The sequence below is a fragment of the bacterium genome (assembly GCA_035380285.1).
Lineage (GTDB): Bacteria > Auribacterota > Erginobacteria > Erginobacterales > DAOSXE01 > DAOSXE01.
Genome location: DAOSXE010000006.1, coordinates 20512 through 41114, shown reverse-complemented (window position 1 = coordinate 41114; position 20603 = coordinate 20512). Strand labels below are relative to the sequence as shown.

Annotated in this window: 14 protein-coding genes; 4 read left to right on the top strand and 10 right to left on the bottom strand. The window is 59.9% G+C overall.

Going from position 1 to position 20603, the window contains the following annotated elements; translation table 11 throughout:
- Positions 1-5 precede the first annotated feature (5 nt).
- From PLZ73_03475 to PLZ73_03460, 4 genes are all read left to right on the top strand, one after another.
- On the top strand, positions 6-1448 hold the full coding sequence (locus PLZ73_03475; GenBank protein ID HOO76926.1) for a glycosyltransferase family 39 protein: 1443 nt from the start codon (positions 6-8) through the stop codon (positions 1446-1448).
- Positions 1449-1547: 99 nt separating this feature from the next.
- The gene (gene uvrA, locus PLZ73_03470) at positions 1548-4454 is read left to right on the top strand and encodes an excinuclease ABC subunit UvrA (protein HOO76925.1); all 2907 of its coding nucleotides are present in this window, start codon (positions 1548-1550) and stop codon (positions 4452-4454) included.
- A complete protein-coding gene (gene xerC / locus PLZ73_03465; GenBank protein ID HOO76924.1) occupies positions 4454-5347 on the top strand; it encodes a tyrosine recombinase XerC in 894 nt (297 codons plus the stop codon). Before uvrA ends, xerC begins: the two co-directional genes overlap by 1 nt.
- Positions 5348-5435: 88 nt before the next feature.
- The gene (locus PLZ73_03460) at positions 5436-5846 is read left to right on the top strand and encodes a hypothetical protein (GenBank protein ID HOO76923.1); all 411 of its coding nucleotides are present in this window, start codon (positions 5436-5438) and stop codon (positions 5844-5846) included.
- Between the two features lie 116 nt (positions 5847-5962).
- On the opposite strand, the gene PLZ73_03455 is transcribed toward PLZ73_03460, so the two are convergent.
- The 10 genes from PLZ73_03455 to PLZ73_03410 form a co-directional block, all read right to left on the bottom strand.
- Positions 5963-7492 (bottom strand): MraY family glycosyltransferase, encoded by a 1530-nt coding sequence (locus tag PLZ73_03455; protein HOO76922.1) that lies wholly within the window; start codon positions 7490-7492, stop codon positions 5963-5965.
- Positions 7485-8726, bottom strand: a complete 1242-nt coding sequence (locus tag PLZ73_03450; protein ID HOO76921.1) for a glycosyltransferase family 4 protein — start codon at positions 8724-8726, stop codon at positions 7485-7487. Before PLZ73_03450 ends, PLZ73_03455 begins: the two co-directional genes overlap by 8 nt.
- A gap of 33 nt (positions 8727-8759) precedes the next feature.
- On the bottom strand, positions 8760-10424 hold the full coding sequence (locus PLZ73_03445) for an alginate lyase family protein (GenBank protein HOO76920.1): 1665 nt from the start codon (positions 10422-10424) through the stop codon (positions 8760-8762).
- Entirely contained in the window at positions 10421-12355 is a 1935-nt protein-coding gene (locus tag PLZ73_03440) for a hypothetical protein (protein HOO76919.1), read from the bottom strand. The genes PLZ73_03445 and PLZ73_03440 overlap by 4 nt, the downstream gene beginning before the upstream one ends.
- A 157-nt stretch (positions 12356-12512) precedes the next feature.
- Positions 12513-14684: a bi-domain-containing oxidoreductase gene (locus tag PLZ73_03435; protein ID HOO76918.1), complete on the bottom strand. Its 2172-nt coding sequence runs from the start codon at positions 14682-14684 to the stop codon at positions 12513-12515.
- Between the two features lie 36 nt (positions 14685-14720).
- On the bottom strand, positions 14721-15836 hold the full coding sequence (locus PLZ73_03430) for a hypothetical protein (GenBank protein HOO76917.1): 1116 nt from the start codon (positions 15834-15836) through the stop codon (positions 14721-14723).
- 7 nt (positions 15837-15843) lie between these two features.
- Positions 15844-16794: a glycosyltransferase family 2 protein gene (locus tag PLZ73_03425; protein ID HOO76916.1), complete on the bottom strand. Its 951-nt coding sequence runs from the start codon at positions 16792-16794 to the stop codon at positions 15844-15846.
- The gene (locus PLZ73_03420) at positions 16770-18068 is read right to left on the bottom strand and encodes an O-antigen ligase family protein (GenBank protein ID HOO76915.1); all 1299 of its coding nucleotides are present in this window, start codon (positions 18066-18068) and stop codon (positions 16770-16772) included. Before PLZ73_03420 ends, PLZ73_03425 begins: the two co-directional genes overlap by 25 nt.
- On the bottom strand, positions 18065-19384 hold the full coding sequence (locus tag PLZ73_03415; protein HOO76914.1) for a polysaccharide biosynthesis C-terminal domain-containing protein: 1320 nt from the start codon (positions 19382-19384) through the stop codon (positions 18065-18067). Before PLZ73_03415 ends, PLZ73_03420 begins: the two co-directional genes overlap by 4 nt.
- The gene (locus tag PLZ73_03410; GenBank protein HOO76913.1) at positions 19372-20598 is read right to left on the bottom strand and encodes a CDP-glycerol glycerophosphotransferase family protein; all 1227 of its coding nucleotides are present in this window, start codon (positions 20596-20598) and stop codon (positions 19372-19374) included. Before PLZ73_03410 ends, PLZ73_03415 begins: the two co-directional genes overlap by 13 nt.
- Positions 20599-20603: the final 5 nt, after the last annotated feature.

Here is a 20603-nt window from a genome sequence, read left to right as displayed (position 1 = left end):
ACCGGATGTCGACGCGCCGGCTCCTCCTGGTGCTGATTCTGGCCGCGGCCGCCGCGGTCAGATGCGCCGACCTGGGCGGAGAAAGCCTTTGGCTGGACGAAGGCGTTTCCTACTTTAAGGCCGCCGCTCCGCCGGGACGGATCATAAGCGGCTCGTCCGTCGATCCGAATCCTCCCCTGTACTACCTGATGCTTCGGGGATGGATGGGCATCGCCGGAGGCGGCGAAGCCGCTTTGCGTCTGCTCTCCGCCGGCTTCGGAATTTTATCCGTGGTGCTGATATATCGTCTGGGAGCGTCTTTTGGCGGTCCAGCCCCGGCGTTGCTGGCCGCCGCCCTGGGTTCGGTTTCACCTCTTTTAGTCCATTTCAGCCGCGAAGCGAGGATGTACTCCCTGGAAATTTTCCTGGGTCTTCTGTCCATGCTCGCTTTTCTCGAAGTCGTCCGCGGCCGACGGGGCTGGTGTCTCGCGGGGTATGTAGCCTCGACGACGCTGCTTCTGTACACGCATACATTCTCGTTTTCATTGCTACTGGCTCAGAATGCGGCAGTGGCGTTCATGGCGATTTTCCGGGGAAGGGACTTCTCCGTCCCGGGGAAGCGATGGCTGATCCTGCAGGGAATCTGTTGGGCGCTCTACCTGCCCTGGTTGCTCGTAATCATACGCCAGGCCGGGGAACTCAGCCGGGGGGGGTATTGGACCCCTCCGCTCGCCGCAGAGGACATCGGAAGGATGCTGCGGCAGTTCGCCGGATCCGTCCCCCTCATGACCGCTCTCGGCATTATGGCGTTAACCGGTTTCCTGCCGGTTCGCCCAGGAACATCGCACCCCGGGACCCGGCCCATTCTGGCGGCTTGGATCGCGCTCCCTATTCTGTTCCCCATCGCGGTTTCCCTGTGCGTCGTTCCCGTTTTCGTCACCAGACTGACGTTGCCGGCGCTCCCCGCCGTGCTCCTGGCGGCGGCTTTGGGCTGGAACCGACTGGCCGGTCGCTTTCCCCGCTACCTGGTCGCGGTCGGCTTATTGGGGCTTCAGGCGGCGGCATTGACGACTTATTTCAGCCGTCCCACCCGCCAACCTCTTCGGGAAGCCGTCGTGTTACTCAAGGCGATCGGCGTTCCGGGAGATATCGTTTCGGTCAAACCGGCCTGGTACCGGCGTCTCATCGGCGAGTACTACGGAGGATGGGGAGGGGGGATGGCGGTCGGCGGGGAAGCGTTGATCGAAATTCCCGGGAATCCGGCGGCGAAGAAGGGGGGAACGCGCTATAGTCTTTTCTGTGAAGCTTTCCCGGGGGAAGACCGATATCCGAATGCCCGGGGTGGAGCGGGGGCATGCGTACGTTTCCCCTACTTCAACTATCAAGCCGATCGTTGGATGGAGGTGCGGATTCAGCGGGCTGATCCGGAGACGACGGTTTCTCCGAAAGAGGGCCGGGGCGCGCGGTAACCCGTCCCGTACCTCGTCCGCAAGAAGCCGAAGGCCCGGAGCCGGGGATCGGTTACGGTTACCTGTCCGGAGCGGGAAATTCGGCTGCAGGGATTGAAGATGAGCAGCATAGTTATTAAAGGCGCCGCCGAACACAACCTTAAAAATATAGATTTAACCCTGCCGCGAGACCGGTTGATCGCGGTTACTGGGCTGTCCGGTTCGGGGAAATCGTCCCTCGCTTTCGATACCATATTCGCCGAGGGGCAGCGTCGATACGTCGAAAGCCTTTCCGCCTATGCCCGCCAGTTTTTGCAGCAGATGCAGAAGCCCCAGGTCGAATTCATCGAGGGGCTGAGTCCGGCTATCGCCATCGAACAGCGCAAAGCTTCCTCCAATCCTCGCTCGACGGTGGGCACGGTCACCGAAATTTACGATTATCTGAGGTTGCTTTTCGCCCGGGTCGGGGTGCCGCATTGTCCCCGCTGCGGAAAGGTCATCAGCCGCCAGACCGTTCAGGAGATCGTCGACGCAGTTTCGGAGCTCCCCGAGCGGAGCCGGGTTCAGATACTTTCCCCTTTGGTGAGGGGGAGGAAGGGGGAGCACCGGGCGGTGCTCGAAGGTGTCGCCCGCCAGGGCTTCGTCCGGGTGATCGTGGACGGCGAGGCCCGGACCCTCGAAGAAGAGATCGTTTTGGATAAAAACCGCCGGCACGACATCTACCTGGTCGTCGACCGCCTGATCATCAAGCCGGGGATGGGCAAGGATCGCCTCACCGATTCGGTCGAAACCGCTCTCAAGCTGGGGGGCGGCCTTCTCGCGGTCAGACGCGGGGATTCGGATGAGCACGATCTGGTGTTCAACGAGCGATTTTCCTGTCCCGAGTGCCAACTCTCGTTCGAAGAACTGTCGCCGCGCATGTTCTCCTTCAACAGTCCTTACGGCGCCTGCACCGTGTGCTCGGGTTTGGGTACGAAGATGGAAGTCGATCCTAATCTGGTGGTTCCGGATCGGGCGAAGTCGATCGCCGAGGGCGCCATCGAGCCCTGGAGCGTTCCCATAACCACCCGTCGCCAGCGGTGGAAGCGCTCGGCCCAGTCCTGGTATATGTCGCAGTTGGAAGCCGTGGCGAAGGAATACGGTTTCGATTTCGAGACGCCGTTCCGGGAACTTACGCCGCTTCAGCAAAAAGTCGTGTTGTACGGAACCGGAGCGAACCGGGTCGACGTCGAGTGGTCGAATACCCGCGGCTATGGCCGCTATGCCAAGCAATTCGAGGGGGTGATCAACAATCTGGAGAGGCGTTACCGGGATACCGAATCGGATTATGTCCGCGAGGAGATATTCAGTAAGTACATCACCCTGAAGCCGTGCCCCTCCTGCCGGGGCTTGCGGCTGAAGCCGGAAAGCCTGGCGGTGAAGATCGGAGGCAGATCGATCATGGACATCTGTTCCCTCTCCATAGCCGACGCCCGCGCTTTCTTCGAGCGGCTCGCCCTCGGGCGCCGGGAAGCCGCCATCGCCAGAGAGGTGCTCAAGGAAATCGGGGAGCGGATCGGGTTTCTGGAGAACGTCGGCCTTTCTTACCTGACCCTGGCCCGCGCCAGCGGCAGCTTGTCCGGAGGAGAGGCTCAGAGGATCCGGTTGGCCACTCAAATAGGCTCGGCCCTGGTGGGCGTTCTGTACGTTCTCGACGAACCTTCCATAGGCCTGCATCAGCGGGACAACCGCCGTCTCCTGGCGACGCTGGGCAAGCTGCGGGATCTGGGAAACACGGTCTTATTGGTGGAGCATGACGAAGCGGCCATTCGCGCCGCCGATTTCATCGTCGATCTCGGCCCCGGCGCCGGGGAAAAAGGCGGCGAAGTGGTGGCGGCGGGGACTCTGGATGAGATCATGAAGTCACCGGCCTCGCTGACGGCCCGATACCTGAGGGGTGACCTTCGGATAGTTCTTCCGGGGCCCAGGAAGGAACCGACCGGTTTTTTGTTCCTGAAAGGGGCCCGGGGGCACAACCTCAAGGATATCGACGTCAGGTTCCCCTTGGGGCTGTTTTGTTGTATCACCGGCGTCTCCGGGTCGGGAAAATCGACCTTGGTGGAGGAAACGCTGAGCCGGATTCTGCACCGTCACTTCTATCGTTCCCGGGAAATTCCCCAGCCGTATGACGAACTGGAGGGGCTGGAGGCGGTGGACAAAGTCATTGTCATCGACCAGGCCCCGATCGGGAGGACTCCCCGGTCCAACCCGGCCACCTACACGGGTTTGTTTACCCCCATCCGCAGCCTTTTCGCCAAACTGCCCTTGGCGCGGATGCGCGGTTACGGGCCGGGAAGATTCAGTTTCAACGTCAAGGGGGGAAGGTGCGAGGCCTGCCAGGGCGACGGGATTATCCGTATCGGGATGCATTTTCTTCCCGACGTCTACGTCCAATGCGAGGTCTGCGGCGGCGGCAGGTACAATCGGGAGACCCTGGAGGTGTTGTACAAGAAAAAAAGCATCTCGGACGTCCTGGAGATGACCGTCAGCGAAGCTCTGGGCTATTTTGCCGATTTCCCGGCGATCCGTTGTCGGCTGCAGACCCTTGACGATGTCGGGCTCGGTTATATCCGCCTGGGGCAGTCGGCAACGACTCTTTCGGGGGGCGAAGCGCAGCGCATCAAGCTCGCCCGGGAATTGGGCAAGCGGAGCACCGGCCGCACCGTTTATATATTGGACGAACCGACCACCGGGCTACACTTTGCCGATATCGACCGTCTTCTGCAGGTTATTCGAAGGCTGACGGAATCGGGGAACACGGTGATCATGATCGAGCACAATCTCGATGTCGTCAATAACGCCGACTGGGTCATCGACCTCGGCCCCGAAGGAGGCGAGGGGGGCGGGACCATCGTGGCGGAAGGACCTCCGGAAAAAATCGCCGCGGCCCGGGGATCATATACCGGTCGTTACCTCTCGAAGCACCGCCGGAAGATGCGCTCCCGGATTCGGGACGGCGTCTGCGAGCCGAGGCCGGGGAAGTCGTGATGGACGAGTATATCGACGCGTTCATGCGCCACCTGCGTCTGGAGAAAAACGTCTCCGAGCACACGCTCAAGGCGTACGCTTCCGATCTCGGCCAGTTTCGAAGTTATCTCGAGGAGTTCGCGCCCGCCGGCACGGAAAAAATCGGGAAAATAACCCATACCACCATCCGGGGTTTCATGGCGAAACTTCAGGAGAACGGTTCGGGAAAAGCCACGGTGGCCAGAAAAATATCGGCGTTGCGATCATTCTTCCGCTTCTTGCAGAGGGAAGGAGTGGCGGAGAGCAACCCGGCCCGCTCCGTTTCTCTTCCCCGCAAGACGAAAAAGCTGCCGGTGTTTCTGGATAGGGGAGAAGTGGAGGCGCTCTTGAACGCCCCCGATCCCGCCTCTCTTCAAGGCAAGCGGGATCGGGCCGTTCTCGAACTTTTCTACAGCACCGGCATGCGGCTTTCGGCCCTGGTAGCCGTCAATATCGGCGATCTCGATCTTTTAGGTGAAGTGGTCAGGGTGCGGGAGAAGCGCAAGAAAGAACGGTTGTGCCCTCTGGGAAAATACGCGGTTGAAGCGCTGTACGCCTGGTTGGAAGATCATCCCTTGCGCGGCCCGGGCGCCGCCGCCAGGCCCCTGTTCGTTAATCGCTCCCGGGGAAGGCTTTCCGCCCGAGGGGTCCAGGGCCTCTTCGACAAGTATATCCGGAAGGCGGCGGTGGGGAAAAAAGTGTCGCCCCATGCGCTCCGGCATTCTTTCGCCACGCACCTGCTCGACGCCGGCGCCGATCTCCGGGCGGTCCAGGAACTGCTCGGCCACGCTTCCCTCACCACCACTCAGATCTATACCCACGTTTCCAAGGAGCGGTTGAAACAGGTCTACGAAGCCGCGCATCCCCGGGCCTGACGGACGTCGACAGCGAAAATGCCGATTGCGGCGAATCCCGGAGCGTAGTAGCATTTCACAAACCTTGTAACCTGAAGGGGAGGTAAGGATGAAGAAGATGGCTTTGGTTGTAATCGGGTTGATGGCGGTCGCGATCGTCGGGGGTTGCGGCGGCGGCGGCAGCGACGCCGATCTGATCAAGGAACAGAAAGCCGCCATGAGCGACTTTGCCGACGCGGTCGAATCGGCTCAGAACGCCGACCAGGCCGCCGCCGCCATCGATCAGCTGACGGCGACGATGACGAGCCTCCGGCCGCGGATGGAAGAGATGGCCAAGAAATATCCGGGGATCAAGGAAGGCAAGGATGTTCCCGAGGAGATTCAGGCCGAATTGAACGACATGGACGAGACCGTTCAGAAGTTGATGGGAGCGATGATGAAGATTCAGCAGAGCTTCGGGCAGGACCCCAAGGTCACCGAAGCCATGCAGAAGCTGCAGACTTCCATGCAGAATATGTAATCGACGTCTACTCGTTCTACGAGAAGACGGCTCAAGCCCGGGACCGGCGCGGTCCCGGGCTTTTGCTTTTCCCCAGGACGGAGGAACTCCGGCGCCTCCGGTTCCGGGGAAACGGTTCAGAGCAGGTTGAGGCGGCGGGCAATGGCGTCGGTATCGGCTTGTTCGAATATCCCGCCCAGGCAAGCGAGGGCGTCGATCCGCTCTTCTTCGCTCATTCCTTCCCGGAACGTGTAACGGACGAGGACTGTCCTTCCCGTGGGGGGCGATATTTTGATAACCGACGTGCCGTCCCCCGAGTACCCCGGGGCCCGGCAGGAACAGATAACCGTTCCCGAAGATTCGAACCAGGCTTCGAGGCAATCCAATTTGATTTCCCGTCGGCAGATATCGAAGACTTCTTCCAGGGATACTTCCCGGTGAGGAGTCGATATGGTCTGCGACGCGTATTTAGCCAAGGTGGTGAGAACCGAATTGCGGGCTCGCCGGCTGAATATCCTGCCGATCGCCTGAGGGCGCAGATAGCCCGCCCACCAGGTCAACCAGATCAAGGTACCGAAATAAAGCACGGGGGGTACCCAGGCCCAGCGGGTTTTTTCGGGAATAATATTGTTGAGTACCGCCGAAACCGATAGAAACAGCGTCACCGCGTACAGAATCGACACCGCTTTACGCTCGCTCAAGCCCCGGTAGAGAAGCCGGTGATGGGTGTGGTAATTATCGCCGGCAAAGATCGGGACTCCGCGGATGAATCTTCTCAGCATGGAGATGAAAGCCTCGAAAAGAGGGAGGCTCAAGGCGAGGATGGGAGCGACCAGGATGAAGGCCGTCTCCGACTTGTACGTTCCCAGCAGGGTGATCGCCGCCAACAGATAACCGATCAGCATGCTTCCGGTATCGCCGAGAAAAATTTTGGCCGGCGCGAAATTGAACCGCAGGAATCCTCCCAGCGTTCCGACCAGGGCGGCGCAGACCATGACCATGAACGCGTTACCGTTCAAGCCCCCGAGTACGGCCAGGGCGGCGGCGGTGATCATCCCCACTCCCGCCGCCAGTCCGTCGATTCCGTCGATGAGGTTGAAGGCGTTCATCAATCCCACGATCCAAAAAGAACTGGCGATGACGCCCCAGACCGGATTGAGTTCGAATCCGCCGACGAAGGGGATATATATCAACTTCAGATAGCGGCCGGTGGCGCAGATAAAGAGAGCGATAACGATTTGGCCCAGCAGTTTGACCCGTGCTTTCAGGCCGCGTAGGTCGTCGAGCATTCCCAGGAAAGCCGCCGCGACGGCGCCCAGGCAAAGGATGAGAAGATCCGGCCGCAGGGAAAAACGTTCCCGAGCGAATTCCATGACCGGGCCCAGCACGCCGATTCTGGCGGCCAGTCTCCAGTGGTCGACTCCCAACTGGCCCAGCAGCCCGAGCGCCGCGCAGATGAAGACGAAAGGGAAAAGCACGGCTACTCCGCCGATGACCGGCACGGCCGCCTGATGTTTTTTCCTGTAACCGCCCTGATCCACGATTCCGTGTTTTCGGGCGTAACGGATCAGACCGGGCGTGATCAGGAGCGAGAGCGCGAGCCCGCAACAGAAGACGCCGGGAAGGAAATACCAGGTTTTGATATATCCCGGCAGAAGGTCAAACATTACTGGGTTTCTCCATTGTCCGAACGATGATTTCCAGGTAGCGATCCGCCAGTTCTTCCCGGTCGAAACGGGAAACTATATAGCGGTACCCCTGCTCCCCGAACGATTCCCGCTTATCCGGTTGGTCGGCCAAGTCCACAACGGCCGCCGCCAGTTCTTCGGCGCTGCCGGGGGTTATGTTCACCCCCGCTTCCGCTTTCGCGATCAGCGCCGCCGCTTTTCCGGCTACCCCGCAGATTATAGGTTTCTTCATCCCCGCTGCCTCAAAGATTTTGGAGGGCATCACCGTGGTGAAAAGGGGGGTTTTCTTCAGATGAACCAAAACGACCCCGGAGATGGAAAGATATGCAGGGACCTCTTCCCGGGAAACCTGGCCTGTGAATCTGACGTTGTTCAGGCCCCGCTCCCGGGCTTTCCGCTCCAATTCCGATTTCTGAGCCCCGTCGCCGACGAGGAGGAAAAGAATGTCGTTCCTTCCGGTTTCCAGCAGGATTTGAGCTGCGTCCAAGACGATTTCCAGGCCGCAGGCCATGCCGATGGTGCCCACATAGGCGCAGATGAAGGCGCCCTTGGCGTCGAGTGCCCGCTCCAGATCCCGGTCCGGTTCCCGGGGCGAAAAAAGTTCACGATCGACCCCGTTGGGGATTACCTCGACCTTATCGGGCGCAACGCCTTTACTCAACAGAATCTCCCGGTAGCCTTCTCCGACCGCGATAATTTTGCATGCCCCCCGGTACATCTTGAGTTCGAGATGTTCCAGAGCCCGGATCAGAAGGGAGGAGCGCAGGGCCCCAACCGCCTTGATGGACTCAGGCCAGATATCGCGTATTTCGAGGATGAAAGGGACGTTTTTCAGGCGCGCTGCCCAAAGTCCGGCCCAGCCGCAGAAAAACTGCGGGGAGGTGGCGATGACGGCGTCGGGGCGGGGCAGGCTTACGGCAGCGATGACGGAACTGACGAAGTAGGAAAGATAGTTGACGATCCGGAACAAAGTCCCCTGATTGGCGGCGATGAAGGTCCATACCCTCACCACCTCGATGCCGTCGACCTTCTCGCGCTGGATTCTCCGGTTGCGGTAGCCTGGATAAACTTTACCCCGGGGGCAGTTGGGAACGCTGGTGATAATGGTGACTCGGTGGCCGGCCTTCGCCCAACGTTTACAGTTGGCGTAGGTCCGGTTGGCGGGAGCGTTGACCTCCGGGACAAAGTAATGCGAAAAAAAGATGATATTCACCGGGTTCAGCCGCCTTCCTCGTGCCGCTTTACATTATAGCAATGACACCCGGGTCTTGAAGACGATATTGCGTCCGCTGCTTTCGGCGACGATAACGGGCATGGAGCGCTCGGTGGAAAATTCCGGGCAATACGGGGCGGCGCCGACCGTGACGCCGGGACAACCCGGGAACGAAATCCTGGCGGCCGTCGTTCCCCGGCGCAGGACCAGCGTTTCCGGGCCCTCGCGCTCGATCGAGACCCGGGGATGGATATGAAAACGGGACCGCGCCCGCACGTCCGAGGAAGATTGGATCGTGTCCTCGATTTCCAGGAGGGGAGGGGAGGACTGCCAGCGGAACGTGCGCCGGTGAATCGGCCTGCCGGATAAGTGCCGATAGCCGTCATGCCAGCCGGAGAGCGAAAAACCGTTGCCGTTCTCCGCGGCGCGTACCTCGCGGGGTCGGGCCCGGTGACCGACCCGGAAAGACCCCCAGAACTCGCTCTGGTCGGTCTTTTCGATTTCGACGGTGTTATGCGCCGCGGTTGAACGGCAATAGGAGCGCAGCCCTCCCGGGGAATACCCGCAAACTCCGGTATCGACGATGAAGCGGGTTCCGGCCAATGAAAGCTCGAAGGAAAAGATGTCTCCGTGCGCGTGGCCGGGAATATAGTCCGGCCCTGTCGGGCCGGCGTCGCAGATCAGGTAGTTTCCGGATCCGTCTTTCCAGCCGTAGTACCCGGCGTAGGGGAGGGCCCAGAACCCGGGGCTCGACCGGGGGAGGGCGATGTTCAGGATTTCGGCACTCTTGTGCAGGGCGCTCGGGGGGGGATAGATTCCGAAGGCCGAGTCGTTGAAAAGGGCGATTTCCCCGTCGGGATGGGTCAGGCGTTCGAGAGAAGCGAGGGTCCGGCCCAGGGCTTCCCCGGCGATTTCCGCCAACGGGCTTCGCCCGTAGCCGACGAGGTGGATCAGGAGGAAAGCGATCCGGCATTGGTACATGGGGGACAGTTCGAAATGGGTCCCGTCCGGAAGAATCTGCTCCGGGATCTGTTCGAACATGATCTTCTCTCCCGTTCGCAGCCACTTTTCGGATTCGGGTCCCCGGAAGATGCTTCCCAGGAGAGCCAGCACCGCGCCGTTGTCGAAATAGTGGTTGCCTAAAAGGTGGTATTCCGTGTTTTTGCGCAGCATCCGGCCCTGGAGGAGTAGAGAAGGCGCCAATAGACGGACAAACGCGGGGTCCATACGCAGGTCTTCTTTGTATTTCCCGTAAAAATAAAGGGCCCAGTTGGCGAGACGTAGAGTCAGGGGGTAGGGCTCCCAGCCCGCTTTATCCTTTCCCGGAGGATAGCGGCGTATCCAGTCGTCGACGGCGTCCCTGCCCCGGGAATAATCGAGAAGCCACAGCCAATCGAAGTAGTGGAGGTTGTAGAGCCAGAGCTTGGAAAGATCTTCGCGCTGCCAGACCGGTGGCCGGCCTAAATCCCGGGACTGGTTGAGGAAGACGAACCGCCCGCTCGATATGCTCGATTCCGAGTTCGATCCGGTTTCGGGAACAAGGCAAGGAGAAGCTATGGGGGAAGCTTCCAGAGCGCTTCCCGGCGGCCGCGGAGGCATATACGGAAGCGCCTGCAGCAGCCGCCGCCGGATCTGTCCCTTGATCTGAACCGGGCGAAGGTGCCTGACCGTGCGCCATGTTCGCAGGAGGGTCTTCACGGCATGTGTTCCTTCTCGGTCGAGGGCTCGGGAACGAATGCCAGTATCCGAAAGAGCTTCCCGACCTGTTCGTGGATCACCGCCGTTTTCCTCAGCGGTTCCGGAGGTATGGTTCCCCATTCGTAGATGACCAGGCGAATACCGTTGTCGCGGATGAAACTTCGCAGTTTTTCCGGATCGTTGGCCGTCCCACTGTCGAGGAAAAAAATCCGACGTTTCCCCAGCGCCGGACCTTGGGTCAGGTGCCCGAGCAGGAGTTCGTGGTTTTCGACCAAGTCGGCGATGGCGACGCTATCCGTTCTTTGAAAAACGTCTTCGAAAACGGTCCCCCGCAAGGTCGGCCACCGGATAGCGGCCGGATAAGGGGCCACGGATGCGTTGAGGATGCGGTTAAGGCTGAGGGGGGCATCGGCATCTGGGTTCTGCATGCGATCAAGGCGTTCCACCTGTACCCAGAAGGCGAACCAACCCTCTCCCAGAGCGACGATAACCACAAACGCCCACCAGCTCCGGAGGAGCCGTTTCATCCAGATGCGGCCCGATCGAGAGGCCAGACCGCCGACGAAAGCGAAGGCCGGCAGCCCCAGTCCGTAGAGCCAGACGACATAGCGGACCTTGTGGTTGTGGTGGTAGGGCATGAAGAAAAACAACGGCACGCAGAAGGCCAGGAGTATGCCCAGCGTCAACGGGTCCGGGCGGCGGGAACCCCGTGCAAAAACGGCTAGAGCCATACATATCGCCGCCGCGGGCACGGCTCCGAAAATCCAGAGATGGCCCAGTCCTCCGAAGTTGGTGGAGTAAGCCCGGCTCCAGTCGGTCTCGAAATTGAGCCAGCTGACGAGAATACGCTTCCCCTGGCTCCACTCGGCCTGTTCCTCTTCGTAGGGAGGAGGGAAATCCTGCCAGCCTCCGGGGAAGATGGTGTGGGCGCCGATCCGCAGCCCCACCGGATAGACGGGGCTGCCGGTATGGACGAAGTTGCGGACGGCCCAATACCCGCCGACCAGGGTTACGAGTACCGTCCAGACCGCCAGAAATGCGACCAGGCTCCTCCTGGAAACCATCTTCCATCCGACGGCCGCGCAGAGAATAAAAGCGATTCCAGGAACGGCGAAACCGGGGCCTTTGGCCGCGGCCGCCAAGCCTCCGATGCACCCCAGGGCGGGGAGCAGTTTCCAGGGGATGACGGCCGAGCGCAGGGCGCGCGCGGCCCCCGCGGTCAGTGCGAAGGCGGCGATATAGACGCAGGCGACCCCGGCGTCGACATAGGTCGTCAGACATTGAGCCGTGACGACCGGAACCGCGATGAAAAGCATCGAGGCGGCCCATGACCAGCTTCGCCGCGCCCCCAGCATTCGGGAAAGCGTATAGCAGGAAAGAATCCCCAGGGGGACCAGGGGAAGGTTGAGAGCGTTGAGAAGGCGGCTCCAGCCGGAAGTTCTGACCAGAAAGAAGCCCAGGAGTTCTATCCCCTTGGGAATGCCGTTCCAGAAACTGTCGACGTAGATCTTCCAGGGACTGTTTCCGGCCTCGATCCAGTGAACTTTGCCGGCGACTGCCCAGAAATGGATCACGGGGTTATGGTAATGTAGTCCGTCCCATCCGAAATCGGGGATGGTCCAGGCCAGCCACCATAAAGCGACGTAGAGCATGCCCGCCGCCGCTACGGTTATCTTGAAGGGGAGAGGAAGCGCCTGAGCCGGCTGAGGTGGAGTTCGGGGGAGGGTAGCCCGAAACCATGCCGTATACATCGCCGCCACGGCTGCCGCCGCCACGGCGATGGCCCCTCCGCGTATCCCGGTTAAAGTTATTCCCGCCATGGCGGCGGCGATGACGGCCAGTTCGATTCCGCCGAAAAATACCGACAGACCGCCGACGGCGGCCATACCTCCCGCCCCGGCGAAATTCGTCAGTTTTTCACCACAACTCATCGGGCAACCATTTCTCCGGATGACGTGGACGGCATGAACCCGGGAAAGGCATAGCCGAACCGGTTGTTTCTCCGATTAGATTTGTTACCTCGTGCTGTCACGACCTGGGCATGCGGCGCGGCTTTGCACAAAACAGGTTGTTGGAAGAAAATGCCCGCTAATCGGTTTTGAAGCCAGGCACTTCGAGGCTTTTGACCGCTTCCGTGTCGGCCGCCTCGACGGCCATAATGGCGGCCAACGAAGAATTGTAGAGTTCCGGGAAACTTATCGGTTCTGATTGTCCGCTCGCAGCGGCGTTTAAAAATGCTGAAATTTCCTCCCGGTGCCCTTTTTCCTGACGCCGGGTACGAAATCGTGAAAAGCCCCGGAAACCCCAACCCCGCGTAATCCGGAAGTTTTCCATGCGCAGAATCCGGCCTTCCCCGAAAACTTCCAGGGTTTCTTTGGGATAGCTGCGGGCGCCGTTGGCGAAATAATTGACGGTTCCGATCGATCCGTCTGAGAATTTGAGAAGGATCGAGGTCTTGTCGTCGCTGCATTCGGTTCCCGGTCCGACCCGGAACGAAGAAACCGCTTCCACCCGCGATCCCGTCAGGAAGGCGAGAAGATCGATGAAATGACAACCCTCGCCGATGATCCTGCCGCCTCCCAGAATGGGATCCTGAGTCCAATGGCCGCGGGGGATATAGCCGGCGTTGACGGTCATATTCAGGCAGAGCGGACCGGTTCGTCCTCGCAGGAGATCGGTCATAACGGTTATGTGAGGGCTGAACCGGCGGTTGAAGCCCACCATGAGGAGCGGGCGCTCCCGCGCCCCCGTTCTTCGCGCAATCAATTCGGCGATCCGGTCGAGATCTCCTCTCGATATGGCCAGGGGTTTTTCGACAAAAACGTTTTTACCCGCTTCCAGGCTTTCCAGAACCAACCGGGCATGAGAACTATGACCGGAAAGGATGAAGACGGTTCCGACGCCCGAATCCGACAGAAGGTCGCGGTAATCGGTGCAGGCATTTCTGAATCCGAATTTATTAGCCGCTTGGCGGGCGGCGGATGGATTGAAGTCGGCCACCGTCTGTAGCACGGCCCCGGACTTGGCCAGGTGAGGCAAAAGTATCGAAAAGGCGAAGTTCCCGGCGCCGATTACCCCGACTCCCTCGGCGTTGGTCGATTTTCCCGGGAGAGAAATGCCGGGGAAGGAAACCCGATTCGAATACTCTGCGCCGGCATCGTAGGTGAGCAGAACACCCAACCCCGAGGAATCTTCCGAGATTTTTCGATACGCCCGCCCGGCTTCGTGCAGAGGAAAGGCGTCGGTAATCAGCCGTCCGGGAACGATACGCCCGGCCGCCATGGCCTCCAATACCGCGTGAAAATTTCGGGCTTCGGTCCAGCGCACGAATCCGAAGGGGTAATCGTGGCCGCCCTGTTCGTAGGCGGGATCATAGCGTCCCGGTCCGTATGAGCAGGAAACCTGGAAAGACAGCTCTTTTTCGTAAAAATCACTGCGGCGAAGATTAAGATCGACAACACCGACCAGAACGATTCTTCCCCGCTTCCGGCAGGCCCGCGCGCTTTGATGGACGATTTGATCGTCCCGGGCGCTGGCCGTGATCAAGACCCCATCCACGCCTCTGCCTTCCGTCAGGTCGGCGGCCGCCTGAATCGGGTCGATTCCTGCCGAAATATCGATGGGCACCGCCTTGAATGCGCGCGCCAACTCCAGGCGGTCGGGCCGAAGGTCGACCGCCAGAACCCGGCAGCCATGAGCGGTCAGGATCTGGGTGGAGAGCAACCCCAGCAGCCCCATGCCGAAGACCATGAATGTTTCCCCCAGGGTGGGCTGCGCCAGACGCACCCCCTGGAGGGCGATGCTGGCGAGCACGGTGAAAGACGCGTCTTCGTAGGAGACTCCCAAGGGGATGCGGGCGCATAAATTCCGGGGGACGCAGACGAATTCGGCGTGGCTGCCGTTGGAAGCCACCCGGTCGCCCGGTTTGAAATCGTGTACGTTCGCGCCCACCTCGAGGATTTCCCCCGCGCTGCAATAGCCGAGAGGGAGCGGCTGATCGAGCTTGCGGAAAACCGCTTCCAGGGTGGGAACCACGCCGTCGGTCTTCATCTTGTCCAGCACCTGTCGGACTTTTTCCGGTTGCCGGCGCGCCTTGCTCACAAGGTTGGCCTGGCTGAATTCGACCAGCATTCTTTCGGTGCCCGCAGAAATCAGGGAGCAGCGGTTCCGGATCAGAACTTCCCCGGGACCGGGAATGGGGGAGGGAACTTCGGCGACTTCGATCTCGCCGGTCCGCAAATGCTGAAGTAACTGTTTCATATCGCCAGGCACGCTCCTGCGAAAAAAATTATATATCTATGCCGGGTAAATGTCAGAAAGAACCCGCTCGACGGCCCTGGCCACGATCAGCTCGCCTCGATCGAGGAGTCGTTCCGATGGAATTCTCATGCACGCCGCTTTCATGGTTTCGACCAGGGGGACCGAGATTCCGCTCAGGGAGCGGGCGAATGCTTCGTAACCGATCAGGCTTATCCCCGAACCGACTCCCCAGATCTTTGCTTCCGTTTCCAGCGCAGTTTCCCGTGCGCAGAGCAGCGGCACTCCGAAAAAAGTGGATTCAAACAGCTTGTTGGGAATCGCCAGTCTGACGTTGGGAGAAGAGGCGTCGTAGACGACGAAGTTCAGGTCGATATTCCCGTAGATGGAAGCCAGATCTTCGGGGTTGCGGAAAGGACCGTGGTACCTGATATCCGGTCCCTGGTTGCGAACGATCGCCTCGGTTACAGATCCGACTCCGTGACAATCGAGCGTGAAGCGTCCGGGATTTTCGGATATGAACCTGAGAAGGAACTCGATGGGCCGACTGTAACGGAGGAGGCCGATCAGGCCCAACCGAAGCCGTTCCGGAGTCTTTGGCGCCGCTGTCGGACGTCGGTCCGCCAAGCCCGGGTTCACTCGGTTTTCGATGATGAAGACCCGCTCGGCGTCGATCAGCTTCCGGGGCCGATAAAAGTCCCGATAGTGGTAGGGAGAAGTCAGGATCAAGGAGGAGACGGAGGAAAAGAGAAAACGTTCGCTCCAGGAGAACCAGCGGCCGAACCCTTCGCCGGTCCTGATATCCGCCACCTCGTGGATTCCCGCGCGCAAACCGGAGAAACGAGCCAGCGCCAGCGTGTCCGGGGAAGTGGTAAAAAAAAGGAGGTTCCGTCCGCTACCGTGCAGGCGTCGGCGGACTTTCGCCGCCGCCCGGGCTAGAAGAGGCAGGCGTTGCAGATATTTGCCGTCGCGGATGCTTCCCAGGGAAACAACCTCGGTTTCGGGAGCGAAGCAAAAAGAGCGGTGGTCGTGTCTGGTGAAGGAGAACACGACCGCTTCGAGTCCCGCTGCCGCCAGTTGCGCAACCCGCTTGGCGTATCGTGGGTCGCTGTCGGTGGCGGTGAAAACGGCGACAAGGGGCTGTGGAAAATCCATTGCGATCTCAGTGTCTTCCGGAAAATCTGTCCCGCAATCCGGCCAGGAGCGAATATCCCTGCAGCGTCGAGGGGAACTCGTCCGCGGTTCGTAACCGGTGCGATGAGAGGTAGTCTTTCAAAACCATGGTTTCCATCCGGACCGGCTTCCTGGTGCTTGCAATCAGTGGGATTTCGTAAACAAAGCGCCCGATACCGCGAAGAAAGGAAAGAACCGTCCGATCTCTCAGTGATCCCTTAAGGTCGAGCATTATTTTCCAGGGAATATCGAACAAGATATAAGGAAACGGTTCCAGCCGCAGAGCCGTTTCCAGACGATGGCGTATGCCCCAATAACGGACGGCGCCTCGCTGACGCTCGATTTCCGACGGCTCGTGATAAACCACGGCTTCGGGGAGATACAGGATCCGTTTTCCCCGGTCGAGGATGCGCAGGGAGAGGTCGGCCTCGGAATGACCCCGGACATATTCGGGAAAGAACCCGGCCGTCTCCAACGCTTCTTTGCGCAAAGCTGACGCACAACCGGGAAAATTGGCCGCGTACCGCCGCTCTTCTCCCTCCAGGGGAGTACTCCACCCCCGGGAGAGGCCGCTGGGAACTTCGATCCGGGCGCCGATGACCCAGAGCAGGGGATCGCGGTCGAACTCCGCTTTCATCAACTGCAGGGTCCGCTCAGCCAGCCATCCGTCGTCATCGAGGTTGAAGATGAATTCGCCGCGGCAGTTCTTCATGGCGATGTTGCGTCCGGGCTGACAGCCGATATTGCGGTGGAGTTCGATCAAACGGACTTCGGGCCACTTCTCCCTGACCATCTCCCCCGATCCGTCTCCGGAATCGTTGTCGACGACCACGACTTCGATGGGACGGTAGTGCTGGGTAAAAACCGAGGTCAGGGCCCGTTTCAATTCCTTCCGGCGGTTTCGGGTGACTATGGTTACGCTGAAAAGCGGGTCGGGCATTGATTCACTCCCTCCGGTTTTTGGAGGTCAGGTTTGAACCGGGAAACGATCATGAGCGTGAGACTTGCCCAGAAAAAATATTCGCGGGCCAGATCGTTGAAGTTGATGGTCCAGATCGCGAAAATCACGCAGAAACTCAATGTCGCCTTGAAAATATCGCCGTTTCCCCGAACGTAAGCGTCGTTCCTTTTTTTCCAGGCTGTGATCAAGGCCGAAGCTATAAGGGCCAAGAAAGCCGCCAGAGCCGGAAATCCATATTCTACCATGGTTCCGATGTAGCCGTTATGCGGACTGTATTCCGTATAATTTTCGGGCAGCATCGGAAAAACTCCCGGGCCCACGCCGAAAACGGGATGGTCCGCGACGGTATTCCAGGCGATTTTCGAAATTTCGAGACGGATCTGGCCCTCGTTGAACTGCTGATCGGTCTTTTCGATGAATCTGCGATGAATGTTGGCCTCGAGATCCTCCTGCTGAAAGATGACTCGGAGAACAACCGTAAATGCCGCCAGAGAGAAGACGGTCATCAGCCATTTTCTTTTTCCGGTGATCGTTTTCTCCATCATCGAATAGCGGTCGAGCAGCGTCCCTATCAGAAAAAGGGTGAGAAGATATGCGGCGATCGCCCCCACCGTCTGTCGGGAACCCGAGGTCAGCGCCAGGGCGAGAAACGCCCCCATCCCGGCCAGGGATAAACAGTAGAGCCACCGCGGGACCCGAACCGTTCCCAGTACGGCGGCAAACGGTAAAAAAGAAAGGAAAAACAGACCGTTCAAAAACCGGCTCATCCCGCTTTCCAGGGAGTCGAGGGCCATTCTCAGGGGAATGAGCTGAAAAAAAATGTCGAGGCCCCCGTGACGGAAAAGCAGAGCGACCGCGGCCATGGGGACGAGAGCCCCGGATACGACCATGCAGGTGACGAAAAAGCGTTTCTGATCCGGAATGATCCAGGAAAAAATCAGGGCGAAAGCCAGGGTAGCATAAGCGGTCAGTATCCAGGCCGTCACCAATCCCAGGCCGAGGCCGAAATCGCCCGGCGAAATCAGAAGCGAGATCAAACCCCAGACCCCGATGGCCGCCAGTACCCAGGGAGCATAGCGAGCCGGCCGGGGTATGCTCGCTCTTTTCAGGGGTACCATCACCATGGCGGCGGTCAGGAGGATCAGCCCTATCCTTTTTCCGGTGATAAAGCCGGGTAGGCCGAGATCCACCCCGTTGACGCCGGCGGCGAAAAACAACAGGGAGAGCGCGGTCAGCGCGGCGGCCATTCTCATCTCCGGTTTCCCCGGCGGAGGCGTTTCATAAGGATCTTCATATCGGCAAAATCGGCCTGTCGGCACCGAAACATCTCCAAGATCGGCACTCCGCTGAAATGGTGGAAGCCGTAGAGGATAATGAGGGTGCTTACGACGTAGCTTCCGGTCATGCCCCAGGCCGCTCCTTCGATCTGGAGGAGGGGAATGAGGAGGAAGAGCAGCCCGATATTGACGACCGCGCCGGCGCCGACGGCAAGGGAGGCGAACCCGGGATGGTTGGTTCCGACCAGGTAGGGAACGACGACCTTGCCCAGGCACCTGATCCCGATCCCCAGGCAGAGGATCTGGAGAGGCGGGACGGCGGGCGCGAACTCGGATCCGTAGAGAATGGAAATCAATGGATTCGCCAGGAGGGCTATGGCCAGAAGGATCCCTCCGCATACCACCAGCGTCACCCGGGCGGTCTGGGCTACCAGGTGCTTGCGGCCGTCGGCCGCTTCCGCCACCCTCGGCAGAAGGGTGGTAACGAGAGCTTCGGGGATGGATTCGATCTGTTTCAGGAGCCGGTGGGCCACGGAAAAATAACCGAGTTCGGCTTCGGATTTGGCCAGGAAGCCGATGATGATGGGGCCGATCTGCATGTTGGCGGTGTTGCTGAGTTTTCCCAGATAATAACGGGCTCCGTAGGAAAACATTTCCAGCGCGCGCGGGAGACATGGCTTGACCAGTCGCGCCCGTTCCCTGCCGAACAGGATGTATAAGGCTCCGGCGAGGGCGGAAGCATAGGCGGCGATAGTCGCCCATAATCCTCCGCTTACTCCCCAGCCCGCGAGCTGTACCAGCAGGATGGTGGCGACGACTTGAACCAGGGAGCGGATCACGACCAGGGTGCCGAAAGCACCGAACCGGCCCACGGCAGTCAAGAGAGTGTGGAAGACCATGCTGAAAAGGGTAATCGGCACCAGCAGCAGCGAAATCCGGAAATCGGCCGGCGAGGCTTTGTCGAAGAACTCCAGTCCCGAATAAATCATCAGCCAGCCCGCCCCAACCGCCAGCAGCGACGAGATGGAGCCGTTGACCAGGGTGTACGTCACACCCTCGGAAAGGGAGTACCGGCGCGAGGATACGTAGTAAACGGCGGCGGTGTCGCAGCCGACGGCGAAAATAAGGGCCAGGGTGGACTGGTATACCTGACAGATATATAAAGAGCCTCTCCCGGCCGGTCCCAGGACCCGCGCCAGGATCACCTGGGAGAGGATGCCCAGAAACATGGCTCCGATTCTTCCGCCGAAGGTGGCCAGAAAATCGCGCAGGCCCTTTCTCAACTCTCCCATCCCGTCTCCAGCAGTTTGAGTATCCTTTCGGAACTGTTCCCGTCCGGGAAAGTGAACGCCTTGGCCAGCATTTCTTCCCGCCGGGAGGCAAAGGCATCGTCACCGCTCATGATCGTACGAATGGCTTCCTCCAATTCATGCTGGGTGAAGCATACCGGCCCCGGCGTCATGTCCCGGTAGTTGAAAATGAGCGGCCGGTCGCGGACTATGTATTTTTCATAGTCGTAGGGGAAAAACACCACCGGTTTCCGGGTCAGCAGGTAATCGAAAAAGATGGAAGAATAATCGGTGACGAGGAGGTCGAAAAGAGGGAGCGCCGGGTACACATCGGCTCCGGTCCCGTAGACAAGCAGGTGTCGATACCGGGCGGCGTCCGGGCGGACGTCCTCGTTGAAATGGGCTTTGAAAACGACCACAGCCCCCGCGCGGCGGGCAAAGTCGTCGAGCTTCTCCAGATCCAGGGCGCCGTCGCACACCGCGTCCCCGCCGCTGTCCCGAAAGGTCGGAGCGTACAGAATCAGGTACTTTCCTTGCTCCTTCAGTCGTCCCAGGGTGGCCATGGCCGCAGCGTCCGTTCCCAGAAGATCTTCCGCCGTTGGCGAGCGGAAAAGGACGTCGTTCCGGGGGTACCCGGCGTCGGTGACCGAGCGGGCCCGGAACGCCCCGGCCAAAGCCCGTTCCGTGCAGAACGAGGAGGTGGAAAGGAGCAGGTCGTAAAGCGGAAAACGCCCGGCGAAAGTCCAGAAGGCCAGGGCGGTCCGGGCCGGGAGCGAGTGGGGCGAGGGATAACGCTGCAGGTTGATCTTTTTCAGCGGAAACCCATGCCAGAGTTGAATTTTACGGCTGCCGTAGGCAATGAAAAACCTGATACCGGTTCTGAGACTGAAACCGTCCACCACCACGGTTTCGGCGCGCAACAAAGCGCCCCAGGCCCGCAGGGACCTTCCCCTGATGACGGGAAGAGAAACGTTACGGAGCAGATCGGCGGTTTGCGCATCCCGGGTGAGAAAGACGCCGCCTTCCCTGGTGCGGGCATGGTGGAGGAACAGGTATTTGCAGTTGTCGGCGAACAAACCCGGGGCCTGTTCGATGAAAAGAACCGACCCTCTTTTTTTGGGGAACAGCCGGGAAAGCGGAACGAGGATCGCCCATCCGAAGATGGAAACGGCGCAGATGCGCAGAAACGTCAGAAGCTTTTTCGGGAATCTTCCCATGAGAA

Excerpts from the sequence above, each read along its gene's own strand:
- PLZ73_03420 (HOO76915.1), bottom strand. The coding sequence starts at position 18,068 with ATGAGAATGGCCGCCGCGCTGACCGCGCTCTCCCTGTTGTTTTTCGCC.
- PLZ73_03425 (HOO76916.1), bottom strand. The coding sequence starts at position 16,794 with ATGCCCGACCCGCTTTTCAGCGTAACCATAGTCACCCGAAACCGCCGG.
- PLZ73_03475 (HOO76926.1), top strand. The coding sequence starts at position 6 with ATGTCGACGCGCCGGCTCCTCCTGGTGCTGATTCTGGCCGCGGCCGCC.
- PLZ73_03410 (HOO76913.1), bottom strand. The coding sequence starts at position 20,598 with ATGGGAAGATTCCCGAAAAAGCTTCTGACGTTTCTGCGCATCTGCGCC.
- uvrA (HOO76925.1), top strand. The coding sequence starts at position 1,548 with ATGAGCAGCATAGTTATTAAAGGCGCCGCCGAACACAACCTTAAAAAT.
- PLZ73_03430 (HOO76917.1), bottom strand. The coding sequence starts at position 15,836 with ATGGATTTTCCACAGCCCCTTGTCGCCGTTTTCACCGCCACCGACAGC.
- PLZ73_03455 (HOO76922.1), bottom strand. The coding sequence starts at position 7,492 with ATGTTTGACCTTCTGCCGGGATATATCAAAACCTGGTATTTCCTTCCC.
- PLZ73_03460 (HOO76923.1), top strand. The coding sequence starts at position 5,436 with ATGAAGAAGATGGCTTTGGTTGTAATCGGGTTGATGGCGGTCGCGATC.
- PLZ73_03440 (HOO76919.1), bottom strand. The coding sequence starts at position 12,355 with ATGAGTTGTGGTGAAAAACTGACGAATTTCGCCGGGGCGGGAGGTATG.
- xerC (HOO76924.1), top strand. The coding sequence starts at position 4,454 with ATGGACGAGTATATCGACGCGTTCATGCGCCACCTGCGTCTGGAGAAA.
- PLZ73_03435 (HOO76918.1), bottom strand. The coding sequence starts at position 14,684 with ATGAAACAGTTACTTCAGCATTTGCGGACCGGCGAGATCGAAGTCGCC.
- PLZ73_03415 (HOO76914.1), bottom strand. The coding sequence starts at position 19,384 with ATGGGAGAGTTGAGAAAGGGCCTGCGCGATTTTCTGGCCACCTTCGGC.